The following is a 24084-nucleotide window of genomic DNA, read 5'->3' as shown; positions in this document are numbered from 1 at the left end:
GAGAACAACACTTCTCTCGGAGAACCGGTAGTATCAGCCACGAGGCACCAGTTCGTCGACCGCACGACGGTCTGCTCGTCCCTGTTGATGCTTACGACTCCGAGCAGTCGACGACGGTCAGATGCTCGTCGAGAGTCAGCGACAGGCGGTCAGTCGCACCGATGACCGTGACCACTCTGAGGGGGTTCTCCGTAACAGTGGTCCTCATCTGCGTCTGAATCAGTTCGACGAGTTCGTCGAGCGAGGGCGTGAGCACGTTGACGTCCCGGGCGTACAGGAAGCCAATCACGGGTGCGAGACCCATCACGCACAACTCGACTGGAAGCCGTTTGGCGTACCGACAGCTGTCGCACCGAAGCTCCCCCCAGGCGACGAACGGCGTCCCGCAGGCTCGGCAGTGCCCGCCGTGCGTGTCGTGGTCGTCACACGCCGACAAAGTGCCCTCGACGACGCTGGCGCACTCGGGACACACTCCCTGCATCATCGATGTCATGTCCAACATGCACCGGTAGAGCTCCGTCCTGAGCGCACCGTCCGGTGTCCGACCGACCAGCCCCGGTGCCGGAAACGGTGCGTTCAAAAGCGCTCCGCTGGGGGCCGCGTCCCCGAACAGCCCCCCACACTCGGTGCAGGTGAATCGGAGCCACTGGTCCTCGTAGGTGGCGCTTATTTCGGCCCCACACACCGGACACTCCGTGTCCATCTCGCCGGAGAGGTCGACGTCGTGTCCTCCCGCGACCGCGACGACCGTCCGAGCGAGCTTCTTCCCCGCGCCGCTCAATCGGTACCCCTCCTCTGTCTTCCACACGAAGTGCGGGACGAGCTTCGAGAGGTGGTAGTTGAATCGACCGTTGTCGCGCACATCCACGCGACGACGGAGTTCGGAGAACGACATGGTCGATGCGCTGTCGTCGAGGTCGTCGTACTCGTGCACGACGCCGGCCGTCCAGAGCACCCGGACGATGTTCAACCGGGTCTGGTCACCCAGAACGGCGAACGCCTCTTCGGGCGACATCCCGTTCAGGCCGGTCTTCGAGGTTCGTCGCGACTCCTCCATGATGCTCTGACCACACCTCGCATCATAAATCGAGTCGTCGTGCTGGCCAGCGTGGCTCTGTCTCTCACGTGTTTCAACCGGTCTGTGGCGACCGTCTCACTGCTGTGGGCGCTCGCCCGGCGGCCGGCTGAGCCAATTCTGTATCGCAACATACCATTTATGCTGCGTCGGAGACGGACCACCCTCGCGGTCAAGACGCTCACAAACGCCCGCAAAACAGTCTGTCGACGCCGCAGTCGTGATCAGTCGTCGCGGACGCTCTCGAACGTCCCGTCCGAGATGTGGTCGGCCACCTGCCCGACGTCGACCTCGGGCATCGGACGGGGATACTTCCGGCGGAAGAAGCCGGTCACGTTCTGCACGTCGCGCTCGAGGAGTTCGCGGGCGTTGTCGTGGTCGGTCGAGACGGCCTGGGGCCAGTCGAAGACCGTGATCCCCTCCTCGCTCACGGCGACGTTGTACTCGGACATGTCGGCGTGGACGTAGCCGGCCTCGTACGCTTCCTGCACCTCGCGGAGGACGAGGTCGAGGACGCCCACCGCCTGGGCCGGGTCGAGTTTCGCCCGCCCGAGTTCGACGCCGGCGAACTTCTCCATCACGATGGCGTGGCGGTTGTGGTCGACCGGCCTCGGCACGCTGACGTCGGGGTAGAGGTCGGTGAGCGTCTCGTACTCGCGCTCGGCCGCCTTGCGCGCGGTGTAGAGCCACGAGACGTGGTGGTGGTCGGCCGTGTACTCCCGTTCTTTGTTCACCTCCCGGAAGTTGGTGTACCCCTCGCGGTGGAACTTCAGGGCGAGGGGCTTGTACGACTGCACCTCGACGACGTCGCTCTCCTTGCCGACCCCCAGGGGTGCGCCCACCCCCTCGACGGTGTCGCGCTGGGCGAACGTCCGCAGCGCCAGGACGTCGTACCCCTCGAAGGTGAGCTGATACCCCTCGTACTGGATGGTCTTCCGCTTGACGAGGTCGCGGCTCATACATCTGTCGAGCCGGTAGTCGACGTTCTCGGCCGTGAGGTTGGCGAGCGTGGGGAGCTTCTCCCGGTTCACCCACTCGGAGAAGCGCATCCCCTGCTCGACGCCCGAGAGCAGGTAGAAGTCCTCGGGTTCGAGCTCGGTCATCAACCCGGCCACGTTCCGCACCATACGCGAGAGTGAGCGACGACGCGGTAAAAGCCCCCCGTGTCGCGTGCGGCCCACAGATGGGACGTCTATCCGTCGGATGCGAGCCGATAAATCTTATATCGCGATACAGAATCCGGGCCGATACGCACGAGACGGCGCGCTCACGGGTGAGTGATAACGGAGGAATCCGACAACGAATCCGCGTCAGCGGTCTCCGGGCCGATTCGCAGGTGGTTCGGGCTGTCGGGGCCGACCCGCACGCAGGGGTCAGCCGTTCACTGGGCGGGGTTCCGCTCCTCGAACGGCTGGATGATGACGAATCCGCCCTCCTGTGAGAAGTCGAGCTGATACGTCTCGCCCGAGGACTTCCCGATGAAGCTCTTGAGGTTGAGGTCGCGCTTCGTCCCCGGCGAGACGTTACCGCTCCACGCGACGGTCGCCTGCGGGTCCGTTCGAACCGGGGTCGGCACGACGATGGGCTTGCCGTGCGTCGTGATGGCGACGTGGCCCGGGCCCTTGAGGTAGACGTTGAACAGGCCACCCGTCGACGCGCCGGCGACGCTGTCCATCATCTTGATGTCCCACTCCACGTCGCTCTCGAAGGCGAGGATGTCGTTCCCGTTGACACTGAGTTCCTCGCCGGCGTCGAGTTCGAGTACCTGCACTTCCTTGCCCTGGTCGGCGAGGTACACGTGACCGGTCCCCGAAGCTTGCATCATCACACTCCCTTCACCGGTTACCTTCTTCTTCAGCATCCCCGAGATGCCGCCTTCGGTCTTCCGCTCGAACGAGATGTCGCCCGTGTACGCGACCATCGAGCCGGCCTTCGCCATGACGGTTCCGTCCAGCGAGACGTCGAGCAGCTTCGAATTTTCGAGTTGGAAGCCTTCGCCTCCCTCTTGCGGTGCGTTCTCGCTGATGAACTGATCGAGATCCATGATTGTCTTCCTGGCCACTCGTGTGGCTCGGGTGAACGTATACGCCGAGCGATATAACCTTGTGTCCGTGACGGTCTCTCACGAGTCGAACTCGTACGGCCGCGGGTTCGACGCACACCGTTGCCGGGCGAGAGGCACAATCGATTTCCCCGCGTCGGTCCAGTCTCCCCCATGGACACATCCCCGCCCGCCGACCGCGAGTGGCGGCTCATCCGCGAGGAGTCGCGGCCCGGACCGATGCAGATGGCGCTCGACGAGGTCGCCGCGGAGACGGCCGCCGACGGCGGCCCCCGAACCGTTCGGCTCTACCGCTGGGAGCCGTCGTGTCTCTCGCTCGGGTACCACCAGGACCCGACGACCGTCGACTGGGAGTGGTGCGCCCGCGAGGGAGTGGACGTCACCCGCCGGCCGACCGGTGGCGGCGGCATCTACCACGACTCGTTCGGCGACATCTCCTACTCCATCACGGCTCCCCGCGCGGAACTCCCCGGAAACCTCATGGACTGTTACCACTATCTGCTCGACCCCGTCCTGGACGCCTTCGCGGCGGTGGGCGTCCCCGTCGACTTCGTCGACCAGGAGGTCCCCGCACTGTACGACCCGGCGTGTTACCTCCGGGCGTTGAACCCCGCTCACGACCTCGTCGTCTCGGGGACGGGGCGGAAGGTGAGCGGGAACGCCCAGTACCGCCAGCGCGACGCCGTGGTCCAGCACGGCTCGGTCACCTTCTCGACGCGTCCCGACAGCCACCTCGCGTCGTTCGTCGACAGCGGCGTGACGACGGCGGCGTTCACAGAGCGCGTGACGGGACTCGACGAACACACCGACGCCGCTCGGGCGGAGGTGGTCACGGCGTTCGAGGACGAACTGGCGGCGTGGTGTGACGCGAGCGAGGGGTCGTGGACCGACGACGAACTCGCGCTCGCACGCGAGCGAGTGGAAGACAAGTACGCCGCAGACGAGTGGGTGCGCCGGCAGTCGCGCGCGCGCTCCTGAGTTCGAACGGGGGTCGCGACTGCTCAGAAGCCGCGCTTCTCCGAGTCGACCCACCCGAGACACCGACACCGAAAGCGAGGGTCGGGTCGCTCCGAAGCGCCTTTCTCCCCCAACCACTTGCCCTTGCACATGCGAGTAGGCGCCCACGTCTCTATCTCCAAGAGCCCCCGGCCGAACGACGACGAGAAACCCCCGTACGGCGACCTCCGCAACGCCGTCCACCGGCAGGTCACGTTCGGCGGCAACTGCGGACAGATATTCACCCACTCACCACAGGTCTGGCAGGACCCTGACATCGACGCCGACGAGGCCGAGAAGTTCCGGACCGCCACGGCGGACCAGCTCGATGGGCCGTGGGTCATCCACTCGTCGTACCTCGTGAACCTCTGCACGCCGAAAGACGGCCTCCGGCAGAAGTCTCTCGACTCGATGCAGAAGGAGGTCGACGCTGCCTCGCAACTCGGCATCGAGTACGTGAACGTCCACCTCGGTGCCCACACGGGCGCGGGGGTCGAAGGGGGACTCGACAACGCCGTGAGCGTCCTCGACGACCTCTCGATTCCCGACGAGGTCACCGTCCTCCTCGAGAGCGACGCGGGGTCGGGCACGAAACTCGGCGGCGACTTCGAGCACCTCGCGTACGTCCTCCGGGAGTCGGAACAGGACCTCGACGTCTGCGTCGACACCGCCCACGCGTTCGCCGCGGGTTACGACCTCTCGAGCGCCGATGCCGTCGACGACGCCGTCGCGGAGTTCGACGACGTGGTCGGTCTCGAGCATCTCGCGTGCATCCACCTCAACGACTCCAAGCACGCCTGCGGGACGAACAAGGACGAACACGCCCACATCGGCGAGGGGCACATCGGCGTCGAAGGGATGCGTCGCATCGTCAGCCACCCCGACCTGGTGGACGTCCCGCTCGTCCTCGAGACGCCGACCGAAGACGGCCGCGGCTTCGCGTGGAACATCGAGCGCGTGCGCGAACTCGCGGCCGAGGCCGCCGAGGTCTGAAGGGGGCGGCTCGCCCGACGAATCCACGCGGTTTTTGACCTCCTCTCGACAACCAGGCCTGTGCGCAGGTTCACTGCCGAGTACCTCCGACGGACGCGTGAGGGGATGTGGGACGGGTCGCGCGCGGCCCTCTCAGCGCTGGCGCTCCCGACCCGGACGCGCATCCTCGACGTCGGTGCGGGGACGGGAGAGCTCTCTCGGGTCCTCGCGGCGGAGTCCGACGCCGAGGTCGTCTGCCTCGACGCCGACCCTCGCCTGCTCGGTGTCGCCCGCGACGAAACCGGTCTCCCGGTCGTCGCGGGCGACGCCACGCGACTCCCCTTCGAGACCGACGCGTTCGACCTCGTCGTCTGTCAGGCACTGCTGGTGAACCTCCCGACGCCCGCCGACGCGCTCTGTGAGTTCGCCCGTGTCTCCTCGGACTCCGTCGCCGCCGTCGAACCCGACAACGCCGCCGTCGGCGTCGACTCCACCGTCGAACGCGAGGTCGAACTCGAACGGCGCGTGCGGTCGGCGTATCTGGACGGGGTCGCGACCGACGTCGCCCTCGGCGACACGCTCCCCGCGCTGTTCGAGCGGTGTGGCCTCCGCGACGTTCGGACCAGTCGGTACCACCACGACAAACGCGTCGAACCGCCCTACGACGCGGGCGACGTCGAGGACGCGAAACGCAAGGCGACGGGCGAAGGGCTCGACGCCCACGAGACCGAACTCCGCCGGGTGCTCTCTGCGGACGCGTACGATGCGCTCCGCCGGGAGTGGCGGTCGATGGGACGAACCGTCGCCGAGCAGATGCACGCCGAGGAGTACCGCCGTGCCGAGGTGGTCCCGTTCGACGTCGTCGTCGGTCGGGTGGCGGAGCGATAGACCCCGTCGAAGCCGGCGCTCCCGACCGAGTCCGCCGGGAACTCACCCCAAGAACAGGTCGACGAGGTTCCCGCTCGACTCGCCACGGTACAGCTCGGAGTAGCCGCAGTTCGTACACGTGACGACGGTGAACGTCCGGTTCTGGATGTCGAACATCTTCGACAGGCCGGTTCCGGAGGTGGCGATGTCGTCGAGTTCGGTCTCCGTGTGACCGCACTTCGGACAGCCCGAGTCGTCGTCTGCGCGATGTGCTGGAGGGCTCATCGCCCCGAGGTCGTGTCGGATGGGTGAAAAACCCGTCGGCGAGGCGGACCGACACGTGAAGACTGACACTCGTGGCGCTGGAACCGAAAGACATGGCCGAAGTCGCCCTCGTCGTGGTCCTCCTGGTCGGCCTCGCCGCGCCGCTGGTACTGTACCTGTTCATCCGTGACGAGACTCGCGACAGGCAGGAGATGCACCGGACCGACGCGGAGGCGTACGCACGCGACCGCGCGAGCGACCGGTACGGGGAGGGAGACGAGCAGGGGCGCGGACGCGAGGACAGCAGGCGCGACGAGCGCGGGTGAGTCGCGCGTCGTCAGACCACGTCGCCCCGGACGGTCGTCCCCGACTGCGCGGTGCGGTGCTCGCAGAGCGCGTCGCTCGCTTCTCTCGCCTGGTCCTCGTCGAGGCCGAGCATCTCCAGTGCGGCTGGGAGCGTCGGGAACGCGAGGCTCCCTGCTCGCACCTTCGAGAGCGCCTCTTCGTCGCGTCGGCCGTCGACCCATAACTGGACGCCGCGGGGGTCGAGTATCTCCTCGTACGCCTCGCGGGCCACCGCGCCCTTCAGCCGCTGGGTGACGTTCTGGTCGAAGCTCGCGTTACACACCTCCAGGTGGATCTCGCCGTCCAATCCGTCCAGGAGGTGCGCGGCGAGACACTTCTCGGGGGCGGCGTAGCCGTTGTCACTCGTCCGGAGGTACTCGGGGAAGGCGTCGGCCCACGTCGTCCTGACCGAGGAGCCGACGCCCTTGACGCCGTAGTCGGACTCGAACTCGTCGGCCCGAGAGCGGTCACCGCGCATGAGCATGTCCTTCGTCACGTAGACGTCGAGTCGGTCGATCGGATCGAGACCGAGGGCGACGTCGCCGTACACCCACACCTCGCGGACGGGTACCGCCATCTCCTCGGTCTCGACCGTCTCGAGTATCTGCTCCACGTAGTCGAGAGCGACGTCTCGGTCCATTACCCTCACTCGGTGGGGGCCCCGGAAACGGTTTTCGCACGCCCGGCGCGTGTCATCTTGCTCCCGTCGACGCCGACCGAGCGCGTAGACGAAACCGTCATCAGCGCCGCCGGGCAAGGCGGGAGTGATGGAGTGCGACAAGTGCGGTCGCGAGGCGGTCATGCACGCGGCCTACTCCGGGTTACACCTCTGTAAGACCCACCTCTGTGTCTCGGTCGAAAAGCGCGTCCGCCGGCGGATTCGCGAGGACGGCCTGCTCTCGGCGGCGGCGACGCCCGACGACCCCGAGACGTGGGTCGTCGGTCTCTCGGGCGGAAAGGACTCGGTGGTCCTCACTCACATCCTCGCCGAGACGTTCGGCAAGGACCCTCGCATCGACCTCGTCGCCCTCTCGATTCACGAGGGGATCGAAGGCTACCGCGACGCCTCCCTCGACGCGAGCGAGGAACTCACCAGGGAGTTAGACATCCGCCACGAGGTCGTCACCTACGCCGAGGAGTTCGGCCTCCGCATGGACCAGGTCGCCGAGGACGACCCCGAGGGGATGGCCCCGTGTGCGTACTGCGGCGTCTTCCGACGGGATATCCTCGAACGGTACGCCGCCGACCTCGGAGCGGACAAACTGCTCACCGGCCACAACCTCGACGACGAGGCCCAGACCGCACTGATGAACTTCTTCTCCGGGGACGTAAAGCAGATGGCCAAGCACTTCGATGCCTCCCTCGGCCCGTTCCCCGACCGCGCGGAGACAGACCGGTTCGTTCCGCGCGCGAAACCGCTCCGCGACGTCCCCGAGAAAGAAGTCGCCCTCTACGCACACCTCATGGACCTCCCCGCACACATCACCGAGTGTCCCCACGCAAGCGAGGCCTACCGCGGCGAGATTCAACAGCTCCTCTTGGAGATGGAAGAGTCCCACCCCGGAACGCGCCACTCCATCCTCTCGGGGTACGAGGAACTCGCCGAACTCGCGGCGCTGCGGCACCGCGAGAACGGGGACGACGACAGCGAGTTCGGCGAGTGTGACCGCTGTGGTGCGCCGACGGCACGCGACATCTGTCGGAAGTGCTATCTCGTCGAGGCGGTCACCGAGGCCTGACGGCGTTCGGATTTCGGTTCGGGCTCGGGGCCGCCTTCGTCTGGTCTCGCTGTCGGGTGACCTCCTCGGCGGCCGCCGTTCGCGCCGGCTCCGGGAGGTGACGCGGTGTGAGACAGCGTGTGGGGTGCTTCGTCCGCCGACGCAAACAGTATCGAGACGGCCCAACGCGACGGAATTCTGAGTATCGCTCGCAGAACGCTCACGAGCCGGGTTTCTATATATTCTATATACGCCCGAACGGCGTCATACGCTATTTACTCTATATTGTATATAGTTTGTGCGGAAGTTTCTAATAAGAGCTTTCGAAACGACCGCGAAAACAGCCGGCGTCGACGAATCTCGCGTCCCGCTCAGCGGATGACGTCGAGGCCGTTGTTCTTCTCGAGTTCGTCGCGGCCGCCGTCGGACTGCCAGCCGGCCTGGGCGTTCTGGCGGGCGTCGAACTGCTGGTCGTTCGACTGGCCCGCGGACTGCGCCTCGATGCTCTGTCGCGAGCGGTCGGCCTGCTTCTGTGTCGTCGGGCCGAGCACCTGCGCGGACTGGACGCCGGTCATGATGGCCATGACGCGGACCTTGCCCTTGTACTCGTCCTGGATGCGCGCGCCCCAGATGACGTTCGCACTCGCTTCGAGTCGCTCGGTGATGTTGTTCGCGATGCCCTCGGCCTCTTTGAGTGTGAGGTCGGGGCCGCCCGTGATGTGGACGAGACCACCGGACGCGCCGCGGTAGTCGACGTCCAAGAGCGGGTGGTTCATCGCGTCGTTCACCACTTCCTGGGTCTTGTTCTTGTCCTGTGTCTCGCCGACGAGCATCACCGCGACGCCGCCCTGGTTCATGATGGTGGACATGTCCGCGTAGTCCAGGTTGATGAGCGAGGGCTGGGTGATGGTCTCGGAGATGCCCTTGACGGTCTCGGCGATGATCTGGTCCATCACCGAGAACGCCTTGCCGATGGGCAGGTTCGGGACGTAATCGAGCAAGCGGTTGTTGTCGAGGACGATGATGGAGTCCGCCTCGTTGCGGAGTTTCTCCAGTCCCTCCTCGGCTTTCACCGTGCGGGCGCGCTCGACGTTGAACGGCGTCGACACCATGCCGACGACGATCGCACCCTGCTCTTTGGCGATCTTCGAGACGACGGGGGCCGCACCGGTCCCGGTGCCGCCACCCATCCCGGCCGTCACGAACACGAGGTCCGCGTTGCCGAGGACTTCCTTGACGGTGCCCTGCGCCATCTCCGTGGCGCGCTCGCCCATCGAGGGGTCGCCGCCGGCACCGAGCCCCTGCGTGAGCGACTTGCCCACGAGGATCTTGGTGTCGGCTTCGATCATCTTCAGATGCTGTTTGTCGGTGTTGATGGCGACCGTCTCGGCCCCGTCGACGCCGATGTTGTACAGCCGGTTGATGGTGTTGTTCCCGGCACCACCACAGCCGACGATGACGATTCGCGGGTCACCGAACGTGTCGTCGCCGTTCGATTCGGCCTGCGCTTTGCGCTCGGCCTCGTCGCGCTGCATCGCTTCCTGAACGATGTCCTGCATCGTTACACTCTCGCCCAGGTGCGCTTACCCGACGCCGACTCGCGGGTCTCGCCTTGTTCGTTAATCATCTCGCGAACGGCAGCCCGGATCGCTTCGCTCCGGTTCGGGAACTCTCCCGTCTCGACCATTCGCTCGACCTTTTCGATCTGCTCCTTCGGAATCCGTAGTGTCACACGCTCCATGGTTTTGCATTCCCCCGGTAAGACGGACCGGACGTGAGGTCCGTGTCACCGTCTTACACCGTAAAACCGACGGACGGCGGCACACCGTGCCACCCTCCCTCTCGGCTGTAAGACGGCCGTCTTACGCGAACGTAAGGACTGACCACTACATTATAAATCTACCGGCGGCCGTAAGACAATATGTCCGATGCGGCTTCCGAAGCCGTCAGACGGTCGAATACGGCGTTTACGGCTGGTCGAGAACGTCCGCTGCGGGTGTTCGTCGGCCGCAACCGGGGCAGAACGCCCAGTCAGACCGGAGCTCGTCGCCGCACTCGCCACACGTCGGCTGGGTCGCTAATTCGCCGCAGTTCGGGCAGTAAACGTGGTCCGGAGAGATGTTTTCGCCACACTGGTCACACGACTCGACCGCCGTTTGCACGTCGTCCCCGGTGTATGCGTCCGGTGTCTTACGACGGTCCGCCTCGCGGTCGTCGTCGGACACCGCCGTCTCACGCGTCCCCGCTGCGCCCTCGACGGTGATGTTGACGTTGACGTCTTGCGCGCCGCTCGCGGGCTCTCTCGCGCGTAAACGCTCGTCGAGGCGTTCGTCGATCAGCGCGTCGACCCGCGCTGTGAGCGCGTCGTCGATGCTGTCTCCCACCGACGCCGACGCCGTCGTCTCCGTCTCACGCCCTGTGCCGTCGAGGTACGCACGGAGCGCCTCGCGCATGACCTCGCTCTTCGAGGAGTCGAACTCCTCGAGGCGTCGGACGAGGTCGTCGTCGGCACGGAACGTGATCTTGCTCATCGACTCTTCGGTGCGCGCTGAGGGCACTTGAACGTTACCCGCGTGTCAGACAGACGTCTGTCGCTCGTGTCAACCGGCACAGCCTGCCTCCGGGGCCGCACTTACGGGGAGCCGCCGTCTACGCACGCGCATGCAGACACGTCAACTCGGTCCGTACGAGGTGAGCGAGGTCGGACTCGGCACGTGGAACATCGGGTCGGACTGGGGCGAGGTGTCCGACGAGGAGGGTCGCGCGGCCGTCAGAGCCGCCCTCGACGCCGGCATCTCCTTCATCGACACGGCCGACGTCTACGGCGACGGGCGGAGTGAGAAACACATCGCGCACGTGCTGGACGAACGCGACGCGTCCGACGTCGTCGTCGCGACCAAGGCGGGCCGACGGCTCGACCCCCACGTCGCGGCGGATTACGACTACGACCACCTCTCGTCGTTCGTCGACCGTTCCCGCGAGAACCTCGCGGTGGACAGTCTCGACCTCGTCCAGTTGCACTGTCCGCCCACCGACGCGTACTACCAGCCCGAGACGTTCGACGCGCTCGCACGTCTGAAAGCGGAGGGACGCGTCGACACCTACGGCGTCAGCGTCGAACGTTGCGAGGAGGCGCTGAAGGCCATCGAGTACCCCGGCGTCGAGACGGTCCAGATCATCTTCAACCCGTTCCGCCAGCGCCCCGCAGAACTGTTCTTCCGCGAGGCACGTCGGAGAGATGTCGGCGTCATCGTCCGGGTGCCGCTCGCTTCTGGTCTCCTCACCGGGGCCCTGTCACGAGACTCGACGTTCCCCGAAGACGACCACCGCAACTACAACCGCGAGGGCGACGCGTTCGACGTCGGGGAGACTTTCTCGGGCGTTCCGTTTGAGACGGGCCTCGACGCGGTCGACGCGCTCGAACGCGCCGTCCCCGACGAGTTGACGCTCGCGCAGTTCACCCTCCGGTGGATCCTCGACCACGACGCCGTGAGCGCGGTCATCCCCGGCTCGACGAGCCCCGACCACATCCACGAGAACGTCGCCGCCAGCGAAGCCGACCCCCTCTCGAACGAACAGCACGGCATCGTCGCCGACGTCTACGACGAGTACGTGCGCGACCACGTTCACCACCGCTGGTAAGGTAAAGTTTCAAGTCCACGTTCGCCGCAGTTCGGTCGTGGCAGTCTCGTTCGATCTCTTCGGTACGCTCGTCGACGTCGACATCCCGTCTGACCCCGCGGCGGTCGTCGCCGACGAACTCCGCGCCCGTGACGTCTCCGTCCCCGACGACTTCGCCGCCGCCTACCGCGAACCGCACATCGACGCGCCCGAGGGTGCCGAAGTCCCCCTGCCGGCACACGTCAGTGCCGCCCTTCAGTCCCGGGGCGTCTCGGTCACCCAGAACGCCGCCCGTCGAGCGGTCATCGCCGCTTTCGACCCCACCGTCCGCACCCGCGAGGGGGCGGTCGAGGCCGTCGAGGCCGCCCGCGACCGCGGACCCGTCGGCGTCCTCTCGAACTGTAGCGTCCCCGAACTCGTCGGTCGGACCTTCGTCCGCTCGGCGTTCGACTACCGCGAGTTCGACAGCGTCGTCACCAGCGTCGGGTGCGGCTGGCGCAAGCCCGCCCCACAGGCGTTCGAGGTCGTCGCCGACGGCCTCGGCGTCGCGGTGGAGGCGCTCGTCCACGTCGGCGACTCACCCGCGACTGACGGAGGAATCGAGGCGCTCGGGGGGACGTTCGTCGACGTGACCGACGTCTCGCTCGCCGAGTTTCCGACGTGGCTCGTCGACCACGCGAACGGGGAGCGCTAGATGCCCGCCACCGCGACCGCCGCCGTCGGGTTCGCGGCGCTCCTGGACCGCCTCGTCGCCGAACCGCCCGGGCGAATCCACCCCGTCGCGCTGTTCGGCCGGGTCGTCGCACCTCTCGACAGGACCTGGGCGCATCCATCGCTCGTCGGTGTCGGCGTCGCGCTCGGTCTCCCGCTCCTCGCGAGTGGCGTCGTCTTCGGCGTCGTCTCGGCGCTCGCGCCCGTCCCGCCGCTCGCCGCGCTCGCCGCCGGACTCGTGCTCTTCTCGACGGTCAGTCTCCGTATGCTCCTCGACGAGGCCCGGGACGTCGTCTCTCTCACGACCGAGGACCTCCCCGCCGCTCGGACGCGACTCCTGTCGCTCGCCGGCCGCGACGCGGCGTCGCTCTCTGCCCCCGAGGTTCGAAGCGCCGCGGTCGAGAGCCTCGCCGAGAACCTCGCCGACGGGTTCGTCGCCCCGCTCCTCGCGTTCACGCTCGTCGCGCCCGTCTCACTCGCTGGCGGCGCGGCCGCCGCGACGTGGGTCAAGGCGGTCAACACGCTCGACTCCATGCTCGGCTATCCACACAAGCCACACGGGACCGCGAGCGCCCGCCTCGACGACCTGACGATGTGGCTCCCCGCCAGAGTCACCGCCGTTCTCCTCGCCCTGAGCGCCCGCGACCTCCGCGCGCTCTCGCGTGCGCGCGAACAGACGTCGAATCCACCCTCTCCCAACTCCGGATGGCCGATGGCGACGCTCGCGGCCGGCCTCTCCCTCCGACTCGAGAAGCCCGGCGTCTACGTCCTCGACTTCGGCGCGCCGCCGAGTGCGAGCGACGCACGGCGCGCACGGACGCTCGTCGGCCGCACCGGGTGGCTCGCGCTCGTCATCTCGGGGGTGGTCGTGTGGTTCTGAGCGCCCTGCGGGGCGCGCTCGGGTTCCTGACGCGCCTTCCGGTGCAGGGGACCGAACGCTCGTGGGAGGCGTTCCGGCGGACGCCCGTCGCGTTCGTCCTCGCGGGGTACGTCGTCGGCGGCATCGCGGCACTCCCGCTCGCGCTTCCCCTGCCTCTCCCGACGACTGCGGCGCTCTATCTGGGCACGCTCTACCTGCTCACGGGCGTCACGCACGTCGATGGACTCGCCGACACGGCCGACGCGAGCGTGGTCCACGACGAGTCGACCGACCGCGAGCGCCGCCGGTCCGTGTTGAAAGACTCCGAGACGGGCGTCGGCGGCACCCTCGCCGTCGCGCTCGTCCTCGCGACGCTGGCGCTCGGCACCCTCGGCATGGCGGGCGCGGGCCCGCGGGTCGCCCTCTCTCTCGCCATCGCCGCGGAGGTGGGTTCGAAGGCGGGGATGGCGACGCTCGTCTGTCTCGGCGACGCGGCGCACGAGGGGCTCGGCTCCGCGCTGACCGAACACGCCGACGCGACGGCGCTCGTCCCCGTGTTCCTCGCCGGTCTCCCGGTCGTCGCGCTCGCCGCGCCGCTCGGCACGCCGGCCGTCGTCGCGGCGTTCCTCGGCGGGCCGTGCGTCGCGCTGCTCGTCCTCCGCTGGGCTCGGTCGACGCTCGGCGGCGTCAGCGGCGACGTCTTCGGCGCGACGAACGAACTCGGGCGCGTCGTCGGCGTCCACGCCGGGGTGGTCGCGTGGACGCTCCTCTGACTCCCGTCCCCGCGCTCGTCCTCTGTGGCGGGCGGGGGACCCGACTCGGGGGCTCGACCGAGAAACCCCTCGTCACGGTGTGCGACGAGCCGATGGTCGACCGGGTGGTCCGCGCGCTCGAGGGCAGCCGCGTCTCGACCACCCACGCCGTCACCTCTCCGCACACCCCCGAGACGCGCGCCCGCGCGGCGGACGTCCTCGGCGTCGACACCATCGACGCGCCTGGCGAGGGGTACGTCGAGGACCTCCGATACGCGCTCGACCACGTGGCAGAGCCCGTACTCACCGTCGTCGCCGACCTCCCGCACCTCGCTCCCGAGCACGTCGACCGCGCGCTCGCGGACGCGTGCGCCGGCGGGACGCCGACGTCGCTCACGGTCTGTGTCCCCGTCGACCTGAAGCACCGGCTGGGTGTGAGTGTCGACACTGCCTTCGACCACGAGGGACGGGAGCTCGCGCCGACGGGACTGAACGTCGTCGCCGGGGGGACCGAAACGGTGTCGGTAGTCGACGACGAACGCCTCGCCGTGAACGTCAATCACCCGCGTGACAGAGAGGTGGCCGAGGAACGATGCGACTGATGCTCGTCGCGGGCTCGACCCGCACGGCGGCCATCGACGGCCTCAGCGCCGCGGGGGCCAGCGCCGCCCTCCGCTTGCACACCCCGAGCGCCGACGCCGAACTCGTCCGATACGGTCGGCTCGTCCGCGCGCCCGTGCTTCCCGTCAGTCCGACGGGTTGTCCGACACCCGCGCTGGTGACGCGTGCCGTCGTCGACCTGCTCGGCCTCGACACCCTCGTCTGTGACGGCGGGATGGCGAAGCCCACGGGTGCGCCGACGGTCGACTTCGGCGCGAAACCCGGACACGACATCCGCGAACCCGACCCCGTTCGAACCGCCCCGGGCGTGTTCGCCGCCGCGAAGGCCTTCGGTGAGCGAGTGGCCGACGACCACCTCGTCGTCGGCGAGACCATCCCTGGTGGAACGACGACGGCGCTCGGTGTCCTGCGCGCGCTCGGCGAGCCCTACCCGGTGTCGTCGTCGCTCCCCGACAACCCGCTCGCACGGAAGGAGACGGTCGTCGAGGCGGCGTTCGAGGCGTCGGACATCGCACCCGGACAGGCGGCCCACCGGCCGGAACTCGCCGTCCGCTTCGCCGGCGACCCGGTCCTCGCCGTCGTGGCCGGCCTCTGTGTCGGCGCGCGGGCGTCAGGCACTCGGGTGACGCTCGCCGGCGGGACGCAACTGGTCGCGGCGGCCGCGCTCGTCCGCCACGCGGGCTGTCTCGACACGCTCGAACTCGCGACGACGTCGTATCTGGCCGAGAGCGTCGACCTCGAACCGGCGGTGGCGGGGCTCGACCTCGACCTCACGGTCACCGACCCCGGATTCGAGGACGCCCGACTCGCCCAGTACGCTACCGTCGGCAGGGAGGGGGCGGCGATGGGTGGGGCGCTCGCGCTCGCCGACCGCGCGGGCGAACTCGACGCCGTCGAGGACCGAACGCTCGCGCTGCTCGAGGGGCTCTCCGCACCCGAACACGGCACGGAGGAGACGGGCGGGGAGGACGGCCGTGGACCCTGATTCACTTCCCGACGCCGGGCGGGCGGTCCACGGCGGGTCGTCGCTTCGGCTCGACTTCAGTGCCAACACCAACCCCGAGCGTCCGCCGGGGGTCAGACAGGTGTACGAGGCGGCGTTCGACGCCTCGACACGATACCCCGACGAGGCCTACGCCGACTACCGGGCGGCGGCCGCCGACTACGTCGACTGTGCGGCCGAGGAGGTGGTGCCGACGTCGGGCGGTACCGAGGCCATCCGACTGGCGCTCGCGACGCACGTCTCGCCGGGCGACTCCGTCCTCGTCCCGACCCCGAGCTTCGGCGAGTACGCCCGCGAGGTCCGACTCCAGGGGGCCACTCCCGCGTTCGTCCCGCACGACGAGGTGCTCGACTCCACCCCGGAGCACCACACTGCCGCCGTCGTCTGCACGCCGAACAACCCCACGGGCGAACTGGTCGACCCCGAGGCACTCGCCGACTTCGCCGCCCGCTGTCGTCGGGCAGGGACGCTCCTGGTCGTCGACGAGGCGTTCCTCGACTTCACGACGACCGAGTCGCTCGCAGGCACTCCGGGTACCGTCGTCTGCCGCTCGCTGACCAAGCTGTTCGGCCTCCCCGGCCTTCGGATGGGGTTCGCGTGTGCGACGGGTGACCCGTACGAGCGACTCGAGACGGCCCGCCCCGCGTGGAACCTCTCGACGCCCGCCGCCGCCGTCGGCGCGCACTGCCTCCGACAGGACGCGTTCGTCGAGCGCACGCGCGAGCGGGTCGCCCGCGAGCGCGAGCGGATGTGCGAGGCGCTCGTCGAGGCGGGGTACGAGGTGTTCGACTCCGACGCGCCGTTCTGCCTCCTCGACGTCGGCGCGCGGTCCGTCGACTCGGTGGTCGAACACCTCGCCGCGGAGGACATCGCCGTCCGCGACTGTCGGAGCTTCGGGCTGGCGAACCACGTCCGCGTCGCCGTCAAGCGCAGCGCGGAGAACGACAGGCTGCTGGAGGCGCTCGCCCGTGTCTGACCCGGACGACCCGCAGGGCCCCGACGGCGTGTTCGAGACGACGGTCCGTGCGGGCGTCTGCCGACTGTTCCGCCCCGAGACCCGGTGGCTCTCGACCGGCTGGGACGGCGGCGACTCCGTCGGCGACGTCGCGTACAACATCACCGTCCCAGAGGGCTGGCCCGAGACCGACCTCGAGACGTACGTCGCCGCGCGGCGGGACGAGGCCGGCTTCGACCGCCCGGGACCGACACTGCTGACGGGTGTCGACCAGGCACACGCTCGCCGCGCACGGCTCGACGGTGTGGCGGCGGTCGCGACCGCGGGCGTCTCCAACCCGGCGTCGTTGCCGGTCGAGCGGGCCGTCGGTGACGAGGCCGTCGACGACGACCCCGCCCTCGCCGACGAGGAGGGTCACCTCGGCACGGTCAACGTCCTCGTGGGCACCACGCGGGCGCTGGCCCCGGGCGCGCTGCCGAACCTGCTCACCGTCGCCGCCGAGGCGAAGGCCGCGACCCTGCTCGCTGTCGTCGGCGTGCCCGGGACGACCACCGACGCCGTCGTCGCCGCGTGCGACCCCGATGGCGCTCGGGCCCCCTTCTCGGGGAGCGCGACGCCGGTCGGTCGAGCGACGCGCGCGTGCGTCCGCGACGCCGTCCTCGCCAGCCTCCGCTCGCGGTACGCGGGCGAGGCACTTCCGACGGTCGAGAGCGCGCCGTACGGCGTCGTCACGGACGTCCGAGCGACGGTGACGCGGCTGTGAGCGCTCCCGGCGAACCGAAACCCCTTTCGCTCCGTCCGCGTCGCTTCGTCTCATGACCGACCACGGCGACACCGAAGACGCCGACGTGCCGTCGCGCGCCGAGCGACGCGCCGAAGCCATCGACGTGCTCGACGCGAACCGCCGCGACGGTTACACGATTCCATCGTCGACGCTCTATCCGTTCCAGTGGAGCTGGGACTCGGCGTTCATCGCTATCGGCCTCGCCGGCGTCGACCCCGACGCGGCGAAGGCGGAGGTCGAGACGCTCCTCTCGGCGACGTGGCCCAACGGGATGCTCCCGCAGATCGTCTTCTGGGCCGACGCCGAGGGCTACTTCCCCGGCCCGGCCGAGTGGGACGCGGGCTTCGACGACGTGGAGACCAGCGGTATCTCACAGCCGCCCGTCGTCGCGACTGCCGCGCGCCACGTGTACGAGGTGACCGGCGACGACGACTTCCGCGACCGGGTCCTCGACCCGCTCGACGACCACCTGTCGTGGTGGCGGCGCGAGCGCTCGACCGACGGCGTCGTCTACACCCGCCACCCCTGGGAGACGGGGATGGACGACTCGCCCGCGTGGCGCGGCCCGCTCGAACGCTTCGACCCCGGGCCGGTCGAGTACGAGCGCGCCGACAGGAAGTCCGCGGAACTCGCCGACCAGCGGCCGACCGACTGGGACTACGACCGCTACGTCGCGCTCCTCCAGCAGGGCCGTGCGGTCGGCTGGGACGAGTCGGCGCTGCGAGACTGCTGTCCCTTCCGCGTCGAGGACGTCCTCACCAATAGCGTCTACGTGCGCGCGTGCGAGGACCTCGCCGCACTCTACGCGAGCGCCGGCGACGACGCCGCGGCCACGACGTGGCGCGACCAAGCCGCAGCGACGCGGGCGGTGATGCGCGACCGGCTCTGGTCGGACGAGTTGGGCCTGTTCGTCTCCTACGACCGCGTCGCCGACGAACCGCTTCTCGAGCGGACGGTCGCCGGGCTCGTCCCCGTTCTCGGCGGGGTTCCCACCACCGCGCAGTTCGAACGGCTCTCCGAGACGCTCACGGCCGAGTTCTTCGACCTCGCGTACGCGGTGCCGACCTACGTGGGTGACGACTTCGACCCCGACCGGTACTGGCGGGGGCCGGTCTGGATGAACACCAACTGGCTCCTCGAACGGGGGCTCCGCCGGTACGACGCGACCGACGCGGCCGACAGGGTCCGCGCCGACAGCCTCGCGCTCCTCGACCGCGAGGGCTTCCGCGAGTACTTCAACCCTCGTTCGGGCGAGGGCCGCGGGAGCGACGACTTCGCCTGGAGCGCGGCGCTGTACCTCGAGTGGACGACCGCCTGAGTCTCGAGACTGAGTCTGAACGTCTCTGGCTCGTCCGTCGACGCCCCGTCTTCGACCGGGTATTCGAAGACGAAAGATACGGCTAGAGCTGTCGATTCTTGGTAGAGGCTGCGGCCACCTCGATTCGAAGCGTCCGATACCGACACGTTGATTTTCGAGCTCGATAACCTCGGAACCAGGTGTCTCTGTGGTCTGCTTCGAATCTCCGGTAGTCCCGTCGACGTCCCGTGAGTCGCTCGGCGACGCCACCAGCGTGCTCCTCACCGGGCCTAGTGGCGACGACCGGGTGACCGAGACGGGGCTCTCGTTCCTCTCGTCACCGGTCCCGGCGGCGACGCACGCCCACTGGGCGACGATGCTCCGCCCTCCCGACGCGATGCTCCGGGCGTGGTCGACCCACGTCGGCGACGCACCCGCGTCACTGACGCTCGTCGAGGTCGGCGAGACCAGACGCGGGTCGGGGTCCGCCCCCGTCGACGGACCTCCACACTCACGGGCCCACGTCGCGTCGCCGTCAGACCTGACGACGCTCGGCATCAGGCTCACCGAGGGTCGGGCGCCGCCGGCGACGGGGGAGACGCGCCGACTGTGGCTCGAGTCGCTCTCGACGCTGCTGCAGTACGTTCCGCTCGCCGACGCGTTCCAGTTCGTCCACGCGCTCCACCGTCGACTCGCGGGCACGGACGCGGCGGTCTGTTACCATCTCGACCCGACCGTCCACGAGGTCCGGACCGTCCACACGTTCCTCGCGAGCTGTGACGTGTGGCTCGCTATCGACGGCGACGAACTCCTGACCCGTCGGCGGCCGGCGCTCGACTCGCTCTCCGCCCCCGAACGCTCCTGAAATATTATCAATCCGATACGTTTAATAATAAGTATCACAGACGATAACTCCACCGTGGGAGACGAGAGGGACAGCCGTCTGGGGAACGGTCGAGCACTGCCGAGCGACGTGCTCGACGGCCCCTCAAACGTGCTTCTGATGGGCTCACCGATGGACTCCCGCACGCTCGACACCGGCTTCTCGCTTCTCACTGCCTCTCCACCCGAGCGGACGCGCGTCCTGTGGGTCACGCTTCTCAACACGCCGCGGGAGGTCGTCGACATCTGGGATAGCTACTGTTCGGTCCGCCCCGACAGACTCCGCGTCGTCATCGTCGGCGGCGGCCTCTCGGTCACCGACACCGTCGACGACCCGGCCGTCGGCGCCCACACCGTCGACGACCCGGCCGACCTCACGACGCTCGGCGTCCGCGTGTTGAACGCGCTCGCGACGCTCGAGACCGACGAGGACGTCGACCTCTGTCTGCGGTTCGATTCGCTGACGACGCTCTCGCAGTACGTCAGTCGGGAGGGACTCGCCCGGTTCCTCCACGTCCTCACGACCCGCCTCAGCGACGCCGGCGTCCGCGCGCACTTCCACCTCGACCCGATGGCACACGACAGCCAGACGGTCTCCACCTTCGCGTCCATCTTCGACACTCAGGTCCGCGTCGATGACGATGGACTCTCACTGAGTTCCCGCTGAGGACCGGCTTTTTGCTCTCTCGGTGCCGATGCCAACCGATGAACGACGGTCACGCGAGCGAGGACCCGACCGACACAGCACAGGCGGACGAGAGTATCGAGCACGATACTGAACGAGAGAGCACGACCTCTGATACCGATTCTGACAGCTCGGTCACGCCCGAGACGGTCCGTCGCAACACCCCCGGACGGGGAGTCAGCCCCGACGCACGACCCATCACGCCAGACGCGCCGGAGGAGTTCGGTCTCGTCCAGGTGTGGTGGGGCGACGGTAAGGGGAAGACGACGGCCGCACTCGGCATGGCGGCCCGCGCGGCGGGACACGGCTTCCGTGTCCACCTCCTTCAGTTCCTGAAGGGCGGGGCGGACTCCGTCGAGGCGGTCCGCGGGGAGTACAACGCCATCGCCGCCCTCCCCGGGCTCACCTACGAGAACCTCGGGCACTACGGGTGGGCCGGCATGGCCGATGGGAGCGACGACGCCGACCACGCTGCGCAGGTCGAAGCGGGCTTCGAGCGAACCCGTGAACTCGTCGACTGCGCGGTCGAGGCGGACCTCTCGACGCCCTTCGACTTCGACGCCCCGCCAGAGGAGGGCGTCCACCTGCTCGTCCTCGACGAGGTACTGTACGCCGTCTCGATGGGCCTTCTCGACCCCGACGACCTCGTCGCGCTGGTCGAGGACGCCCCCGACGACCTCGAACTCGTCCTGACGGGGGGCCACGAGGAACCGACCTACCTGCTGGAGCACGCCGACCTCGTCACTGAGGTTCGAAAATCGAAGCATCCGATGGACGTCGGCCAGCGCGCGCGCCGCGGCACCGAGTACTGAGGCGGGTCGTCAGCGTTGGACCCGCCCCCGCACTTGAATGGCCTGAGTGGACAAGCACCAGTGCCCTACGGCTCGCGCCGTCTCGTGCACACGTGACTGCTACCACTGCCGCCGAGCGCGCCCGCGACGTCGTCACCGTCCAGCGGAGCGTAAACGAGCACGGGACGATGACCGTCGAAGTGCACGGCTCGAACGAGTGTCGACAGGTGGTCGCGTTCGCCGCGGACCTCCGCGCGGTGTTCGCGGACCTGCCCGAGGGGACGACGCTTCCGGTCGGGATGGAACGGCTCCACGCACGCGGGAACTGCTGGCGGGTGACGAGCGTCGGGCCGACGGGCCGTGGCGACCCCGGACGCGACGCGACCGAGAGCGTCCGCCGAACGACCGAGCCGACCCCCCGCGCGACGCGGTAGGCGACCGCGCGCCCGCCACGCCGGCACTACGGCTTTGTACCCCGGGCGCGCCTCGTCTGGTATGCCGACGCTCCTCGTCGCCGGGACCGCGAGCCACGCGGGGAAGTCCACGGTCGCCGCCGGCCTCTGTCGACTCCTCGCCGACCGCGGGGTTGACGTTGCCCCGTTCAAGGCGCAGAACATGAGCACGAACGCCCGCGCCGTCCCCCGCGCGACGGGCGACGGCTTCGGCGAGGTCGGCGTCTCGCAGTACGTCCAGGCGCGGGCCGCCCGGGTCGCCCCGACGACCGACCACAACCCCGTCCTCCTCAAGCCACAGGGCGGCGGCGAGTCCCAACTACTCCTCGACGGCCGCGCCGTCGCGGACGTCGCCGCCGGGAGGTACTACGACGACCACTGGCACCGCGCACGCGACGTCGCGGCCGCGGCGCACGCACGACTCGCCGCCGACCACGACCTCGTCGTCGCCGAGGGTGCCGGCTCCATCGCCGAGATCAACCTCCACCACCGCGACCTCTCGAACGTCGAGACGCCGCGCTTCGCGCGCGAGTCGGACGCCGTCGGTATCGTCATCGTCGCCGACATCGAGCGCGGTGGGGTGTTCGCCGCCGTCGTCGGCACACTCGAACTCGTCCCCGACGACCTCCAGGAACTGGTCTGTGGCGTCGTCATCACGAAGTTCCGCGGTGACCCGTCGCTGCTCGACTCCGGACTCGACGCCCTCGAGTCGCGCACCGGGGTCCCCGTCCTCGGCGTCCTCCCCTACGACGACCCCGGGCTCCCAGAGGAGGACAGCGTCTCGCTTCCCCGGTCGGGGACGGTCCGCGGTGACGACGACGGCCGCGCCGACGAGACGGGCGTGCTCGTGGTCGTCCCGCGTCTCCCCCACATCGCCAACTACACCGACCTCGGTCCGCTCGAGTCGTTGCCCGGTGTCCGGGTCGCCTACCGCGCGCTCGACGCGTCGCTCGACGACGCCGACGCGGTCGTCATCCCGGGGACGAAGAACTCCGTCGACGACCTGCTCGCGCTGCACGCACACGACTTCGGCGGCCGGCTGCGCGACTTCTCGGGCCCCGTCGTCGGACTCTGCGGCGGCTACCAGCTCCTCGGCGAGCGGCTCACGAACGCGGCGCTCGAAGGGACCGGCGACGACGACGTGGTCGAGGGACTCGGGCTGCTCCCCGTCGAGACGCGGTTCGACGAGGAGAAGCGCGTCGTCGCGACGCGACTGCGAATCGACGCCGCGGACGGGCCGCTGGGTCGCGTCCGGGACACCGTCGACGGCTACGAGATCCACCAGGGCCGAACACGGGCGACCGAGCCGGTCGAGACCCCCTTCGCGCCCGTCGACGGCGACCCCACGGCGGCACTCGGCGCTGCCCGGGGGCGCGTCGTGGGCACGTACCTCCACGGCCTGTTCGAGAACCGAGCGGTCCGTGAGTCGTTCGTCGGGTCGCTCTTCGAATCGAACGGCGAGACGTGGGTGGACGCGAGCGACGAGGTGGAGACGCCGTACGACCGCGCGGCCGCGCTGGTCGCTCGGATGGACGTCGACGCACTGCTCGACGCGGTCGGTGTGGACGCCGACTGAGCCCGTACCTTCTTTGTGCCGACGACGCATACTCCGACGATGGACCTCCCCTCGGCGCTCGCCGCGGACCGGAGACAGTGCGTCGCGGTCGTCGGTGCTGGCGGCAAGAAGACGACGCTCTACCGGCTCGGTTCGGCGCTCGACCGCGCCGTCGTGACGTCGACCGTACGAATCCCCATCTTCGACGAGCAGGTGTCCGACGTCGTCGTCACGGACGACCCCGTCGCGGCACTCGCCGCACACGGGGACGGTGACGACGCGTGGCCGCTCGGGCTCGTCCCCGAACGCGAGCGCGACGACCGCTACCGCGGCTACGACCCTGCCGTCGTCGACGACCTCGCGACCACACACGACGGGCCGGTGCTCGTGAAGGCCGACGGGGCGCGGAACCGGCTGTTGAAGGCTCCCGACGACCGCGAGCCACAGCTCCCCTCACGGGCCGACACGGTGCTCCCTATCGCCAGCGCGCGCGTCGTCGGCGAACCGCTGTCCACAGCGTGCGTCCACCGCCCCGAACGCGTCTCCGCGCTCACCGGCGTCGCCGTCGGTGACGACCTCGACGCCACAGCGGTCGCCCGCGTCCTCGTCAACCCCGAGGGGGGACTGAAAGACGTCCCCGACGACGCCCGCGTCGTCGCCGTCGTGAACATGGTCGACGACGACGCGCTCCGCGCGACCGGCGAGCGAATCGCCGCCGAGGCGCTCGCACACTCGGACAGGCTCGACCGGGTCGTCCTCACCCAACTGCTCTCCCCCGACCCCGTCGTCGAGGTGTTCGCCTGAGTCGCCCCGCGTC

The 24084-nt window shown here is 68.9% G+C and carries 28 protein-coding genes; 20 read left to right on the top strand and 8 right to left on the bottom strand.

Features of this window, described 5'->3' with window-relative positions:
- Window positions 1-91: 91 nt before the first annotated feature.
- The 3 genes from E6N53_RS13275 to E6N53_RS13265 all read right to left on the bottom strand — a co-directional run bounded on the left by E6N53_RS13275 (window position 92) and on the right by E6N53_RS13265 (window position 3119).
- Complete coding sequence (locus tag E6N53_RS13275) at window positions 92-1057, bottom strand: DUF7351 domain-containing protein (RefSeq protein ID WP_142859994.1); 966 nt, start codon at window positions 1055-1057, stop codon at window positions 92-94.
- A gap of 242 nt (window positions 1058-1299) precedes the next feature.
- Window positions 1300-2202: a serine/threonine-protein kinase RIO2 gene (locus E6N53_RS13270; protein ID WP_142859991.1), complete on the bottom strand. Its 903-nt coding sequence runs from the start codon at window positions 2200-2202 to the stop codon at window positions 1300-1302.
- 254 nt (window positions 2203-2456) lie between these two features.
- On the bottom strand, window positions 2457-3119 hold the full coding sequence (locus E6N53_RS13265) for an AIM24 family protein (protein ID WP_142859989.1): 663 nt from the start codon (window positions 3117-3119) through the stop codon (window positions 2457-2459).
- Window positions 3120-3290: 171 nt separating this feature from the next.
- Between E6N53_RS13265 and E6N53_RS13260 the strand changes: the two genes are divergently transcribed.
- From E6N53_RS13260 to E6N53_RS13250, 3 genes are all read left to right on the top strand, one after another.
- A complete protein-coding gene (locus E6N53_RS13260) occupies window positions 3291-4115 on the top strand; it encodes a lipoate--protein ligase family protein (protein WP_142859987.1) in 825 nt (274 codons plus the stop codon).
- A gap of 129 nt (window positions 4116-4244) precedes the next feature.
- On the top strand, window positions 4245-5126 hold the full coding sequence (locus E6N53_RS13255) for a deoxyribonuclease IV (RefSeq protein WP_136603026.1): 882 nt from the start codon (window positions 4245-4247) through the stop codon (window positions 5124-5126).
- Between the two features lie 60 nt (window positions 5127-5186).
- Window positions 5187-5993 carry a class I SAM-dependent methyltransferase gene (locus tag E6N53_RS13250; protein ID WP_142859985.1) on the top strand — a complete coding sequence of 269 codons (807 nt, stop codon included), beginning with the start codon at window positions 5187-5189 and terminating at the stop codon, window positions 5991-5993.
- 42 nt (window positions 5994-6035) lie between these two features.
- Here the strand turns inward: E6N53_RS13250 and E6N53_RS13245 are convergent, their stop codons facing one another.
- Window positions 6036-6257, bottom strand: coding sequence for a zinc ribbon domain-containing protein (locus tag E6N53_RS13245; RefSeq protein WP_136590571.1), 222 nt, complete (start codon window positions 6255-6257; stop codon window positions 6036-6038).
- Between the two features lie 92 nt (window positions 6258-6349).
- On the opposite strand from E6N53_RS13245, the gene E6N53_RS13240 reads away from it, so the two are divergent.
- The gene (locus E6N53_RS13240; RefSeq protein WP_142859983.1) at window positions 6350-6562 is read left to right on the top strand and encodes a DUF8143 family protein; all 213 of its coding nucleotides are present in this window, start codon (window positions 6350-6352) and stop codon (window positions 6560-6562) included.
- 11 nt (window positions 6563-6573) lie between these two features.
- On the opposite strand, the gene E6N53_RS13235 is transcribed toward E6N53_RS13240, so the two are convergent.
- Entirely contained in the window at window positions 6574-7221 is a 648-nt protein-coding gene (locus E6N53_RS13235; protein ID WP_142859981.1) for a DUF7095 family protein, read from the bottom strand.
- 127 nt (window positions 7222-7348) lie between these two features.
- On the opposite strand from E6N53_RS13235, the gene ncsA reads away from it, so the two are divergent.
- Window positions 7349-8320 carry a tRNA 2-thiolation protein NcsA gene (ncsA, locus tag E6N53_RS13230; RefSeq protein ID WP_142859979.1) on the top strand — a complete coding sequence of 324 codons (972 nt, stop codon included), beginning with the start codon at window positions 7349-7351 and terminating at the stop codon, window positions 8318-8320.
- A 350-nt stretch (window positions 8321-8670) separates the two neighbouring features.
- Here the strand turns inward: ncsA and ftsZ are convergent, their stop codons facing one another.
- The 3 genes from ftsZ to E6N53_RS13215 all read right to left on the bottom strand — a co-directional run bounded on the left by ftsZ (window position 8671) and on the right by E6N53_RS13215 (window position 10830).
- The gene (gene ftsZ, locus E6N53_RS13225; RefSeq protein ID WP_136590567.1) at window positions 8671-9858 is read right to left on the bottom strand and encodes a cell division protein FtsZ; all 1188 of its coding nucleotides are present in this window, start codon (window positions 9856-9858) and stop codon (window positions 8671-8673) included.
- A gap of 2 nt (window positions 9859-9860) precedes the next feature.
- The gene (locus E6N53_RS13220; protein WP_136590566.1) at window positions 9861-10040 is read right to left on the bottom strand and encodes a ribbon-helix-helix domain-containing protein; all 180 of its coding nucleotides are present in this window, start codon (window positions 10038-10040) and stop codon (window positions 9861-9863) included.
- Window positions 10041-10266: 226 nt separating this feature from the next.
- Window positions 10267-10830 carry a double zinc ribbon domain-containing protein gene (locus E6N53_RS13215; RefSeq protein WP_142859977.1) on the bottom strand — a complete coding sequence of 188 codons (564 nt, stop codon included), beginning with the start codon at window positions 10828-10830 and terminating at the stop codon, window positions 10267-10269.
- A gap of 130 nt (window positions 10831-10960) precedes the next feature.
- On the opposite strand from E6N53_RS13215, the gene E6N53_RS13210 reads away from it, so the two are divergent.
- The 15 genes from E6N53_RS13210 (at window position 10961) to yqeC (ending at window position 24071) form a co-directional block, all read left to right on the top strand.
- Window positions 10961-11941, top strand: a complete 981-nt coding sequence (locus E6N53_RS13210; RefSeq protein ID WP_142859975.1) for an aldo/keto reductase — start codon at window positions 10961-10963, stop codon at window positions 11939-11941.
- A gap of 37 nt (window positions 11942-11978) precedes the next feature.
- Window positions 11979-12614 carry an HAD family hydrolase gene (locus E6N53_RS13205; protein WP_142859973.1) on the top strand — a complete coding sequence of 212 codons (636 nt, stop codon included), beginning with the start codon at window positions 11979-11981 and terminating at the stop codon, window positions 12612-12614.
- The gene (cbiB, locus tag E6N53_RS13200) at window positions 12615-13511 is read left to right on the top strand and encodes an adenosylcobinamide-phosphate synthase CbiB (RefSeq protein WP_142859971.1); all 897 of its coding nucleotides are present in this window, start codon (window positions 12615-12617) and stop codon (window positions 13509-13511) included.
- Window positions 13502-14263, top strand: coding sequence for an adenosylcobinamide-GDP ribazoletransferase (gene cobS / locus E6N53_RS13195; protein WP_136603020.1), 762 nt, complete (start codon window positions 13502-13504; stop codon window positions 14261-14263). Before cbiB ends, cobS begins: the two co-directional genes overlap by 10 nt.
- A complete protein-coding gene (locus tag E6N53_RS13190) occupies window positions 14248-14844 on the top strand; it encodes an NTP transferase domain-containing protein (RefSeq protein WP_236642363.1) in 597 nt (198 codons plus the stop codon). Before cobS ends, E6N53_RS13190 begins: the two co-directional genes overlap by 16 nt.
- Window positions 14835-15848, top strand: a complete 1014-nt coding sequence (locus E6N53_RS13185) for a nicotinate-nucleotide--dimethylbenzimidazole phosphoribosyltransferase (RefSeq protein WP_142859968.1) — start codon at window positions 14835-14837, stop codon at window positions 15846-15848. Before E6N53_RS13190 ends, E6N53_RS13185 begins: the two co-directional genes overlap by 10 nt.
- The gene (gene cobD / locus E6N53_RS13180) at window positions 15838-16842 is read left to right on the top strand and encodes a threonine-phosphate decarboxylase CobD (RefSeq protein ID WP_142859966.1); all 1005 of its coding nucleotides are present in this window, start codon (window positions 15838-15840) and stop codon (window positions 16840-16842) included. Before E6N53_RS13185 ends, cobD begins: the two co-directional genes overlap by 11 nt.
- 28 nt (window positions 16843-16870) lie before the next feature.
- A complete protein-coding gene (locus tag E6N53_RS13175) occupies window positions 16871-17584 on the top strand; it encodes an adenosylcobinamide amidohydrolase (protein WP_136603272.1) in 714 nt (237 codons plus the stop codon).
- A 52-nt stretch (window positions 17585-17636) separates the two neighbouring features.
- Window positions 17637-18923 carry an amylo-alpha-1,6-glucosidase gene (locus E6N53_RS13170; RefSeq protein ID WP_142859964.1) on the top strand — a complete coding sequence of 429 codons (1287 nt, stop codon included), beginning with the start codon at window positions 17637-17639 and terminating at the stop codon, window positions 18921-18923.
- A gap of 187 nt (window positions 18924-19110) precedes the next feature.
- Entirely contained in the window at window positions 19111-19767 is a 657-nt protein-coding gene (locus tag E6N53_RS13165; protein WP_142859962.1) for a DUF7504 family protein, read from the top strand.
- Between the two features lie 54 nt (window positions 19768-19821).
- Window positions 19822-20451, top strand: a complete 630-nt coding sequence (locus E6N53_RS13160; RefSeq protein ID WP_142859959.1) for a DUF7504 family protein — start codon at window positions 19822-19824, stop codon at window positions 20449-20451.
- A gap of 38 nt (window positions 20452-20489) precedes the next feature.
- Window positions 20490-21281, top strand: a complete 792-nt coding sequence (locus E6N53_RS13155; protein WP_142859957.1) for a cob(I)yrinic acid a,c-diamide adenosyltransferase — start codon at window positions 20490-20492, stop codon at window positions 21279-21281.
- Window positions 21282-21373: 92 nt separating this feature from the next.
- Window positions 21374-21694: a DUF7999 family protein gene (locus tag E6N53_RS13150; RefSeq protein ID WP_201741151.1), complete on the top strand. Its 321-nt coding sequence runs from the start codon at window positions 21374-21376 to the stop codon at window positions 21692-21694.
- 61 nt (window positions 21695-21755) lie between these two features.
- Window positions 21756-23288 carry a cobyric acid synthase gene (locus E6N53_RS13145; RefSeq protein WP_142859955.1) on the top strand — a complete coding sequence of 511 codons (1533 nt, stop codon included), beginning with the start codon at window positions 21756-21758 and terminating at the stop codon, window positions 23286-23288.
- Between the two features lie 39 nt (window positions 23289-23327).
- The gene (gene yqeC, locus E6N53_RS13140; protein ID WP_142859952.1) at window positions 23328-24071 is read left to right on the top strand and encodes a selenium cofactor biosynthesis protein YqeC; all 744 of its coding nucleotides are present in this window, start codon (window positions 23328-23330) and stop codon (window positions 24069-24071) included.
- Window positions 24072-24084: the final 13 nt, after the last annotated feature.

It is taken from the genome of Salinigranum halophilum (genome assembly GCF_007004735.1).
Classification (GTDB): Archaea; Halobacteriota; Halobacteria; order Halobacteriales; family Haloferacaceae; genus Salinigranum; species Salinigranum halophilum.
The sequence above is the reverse complement of the archived record's forward strand: the minus strand, read 5'-3'. Positions and strand labels throughout refer to the sequence as shown.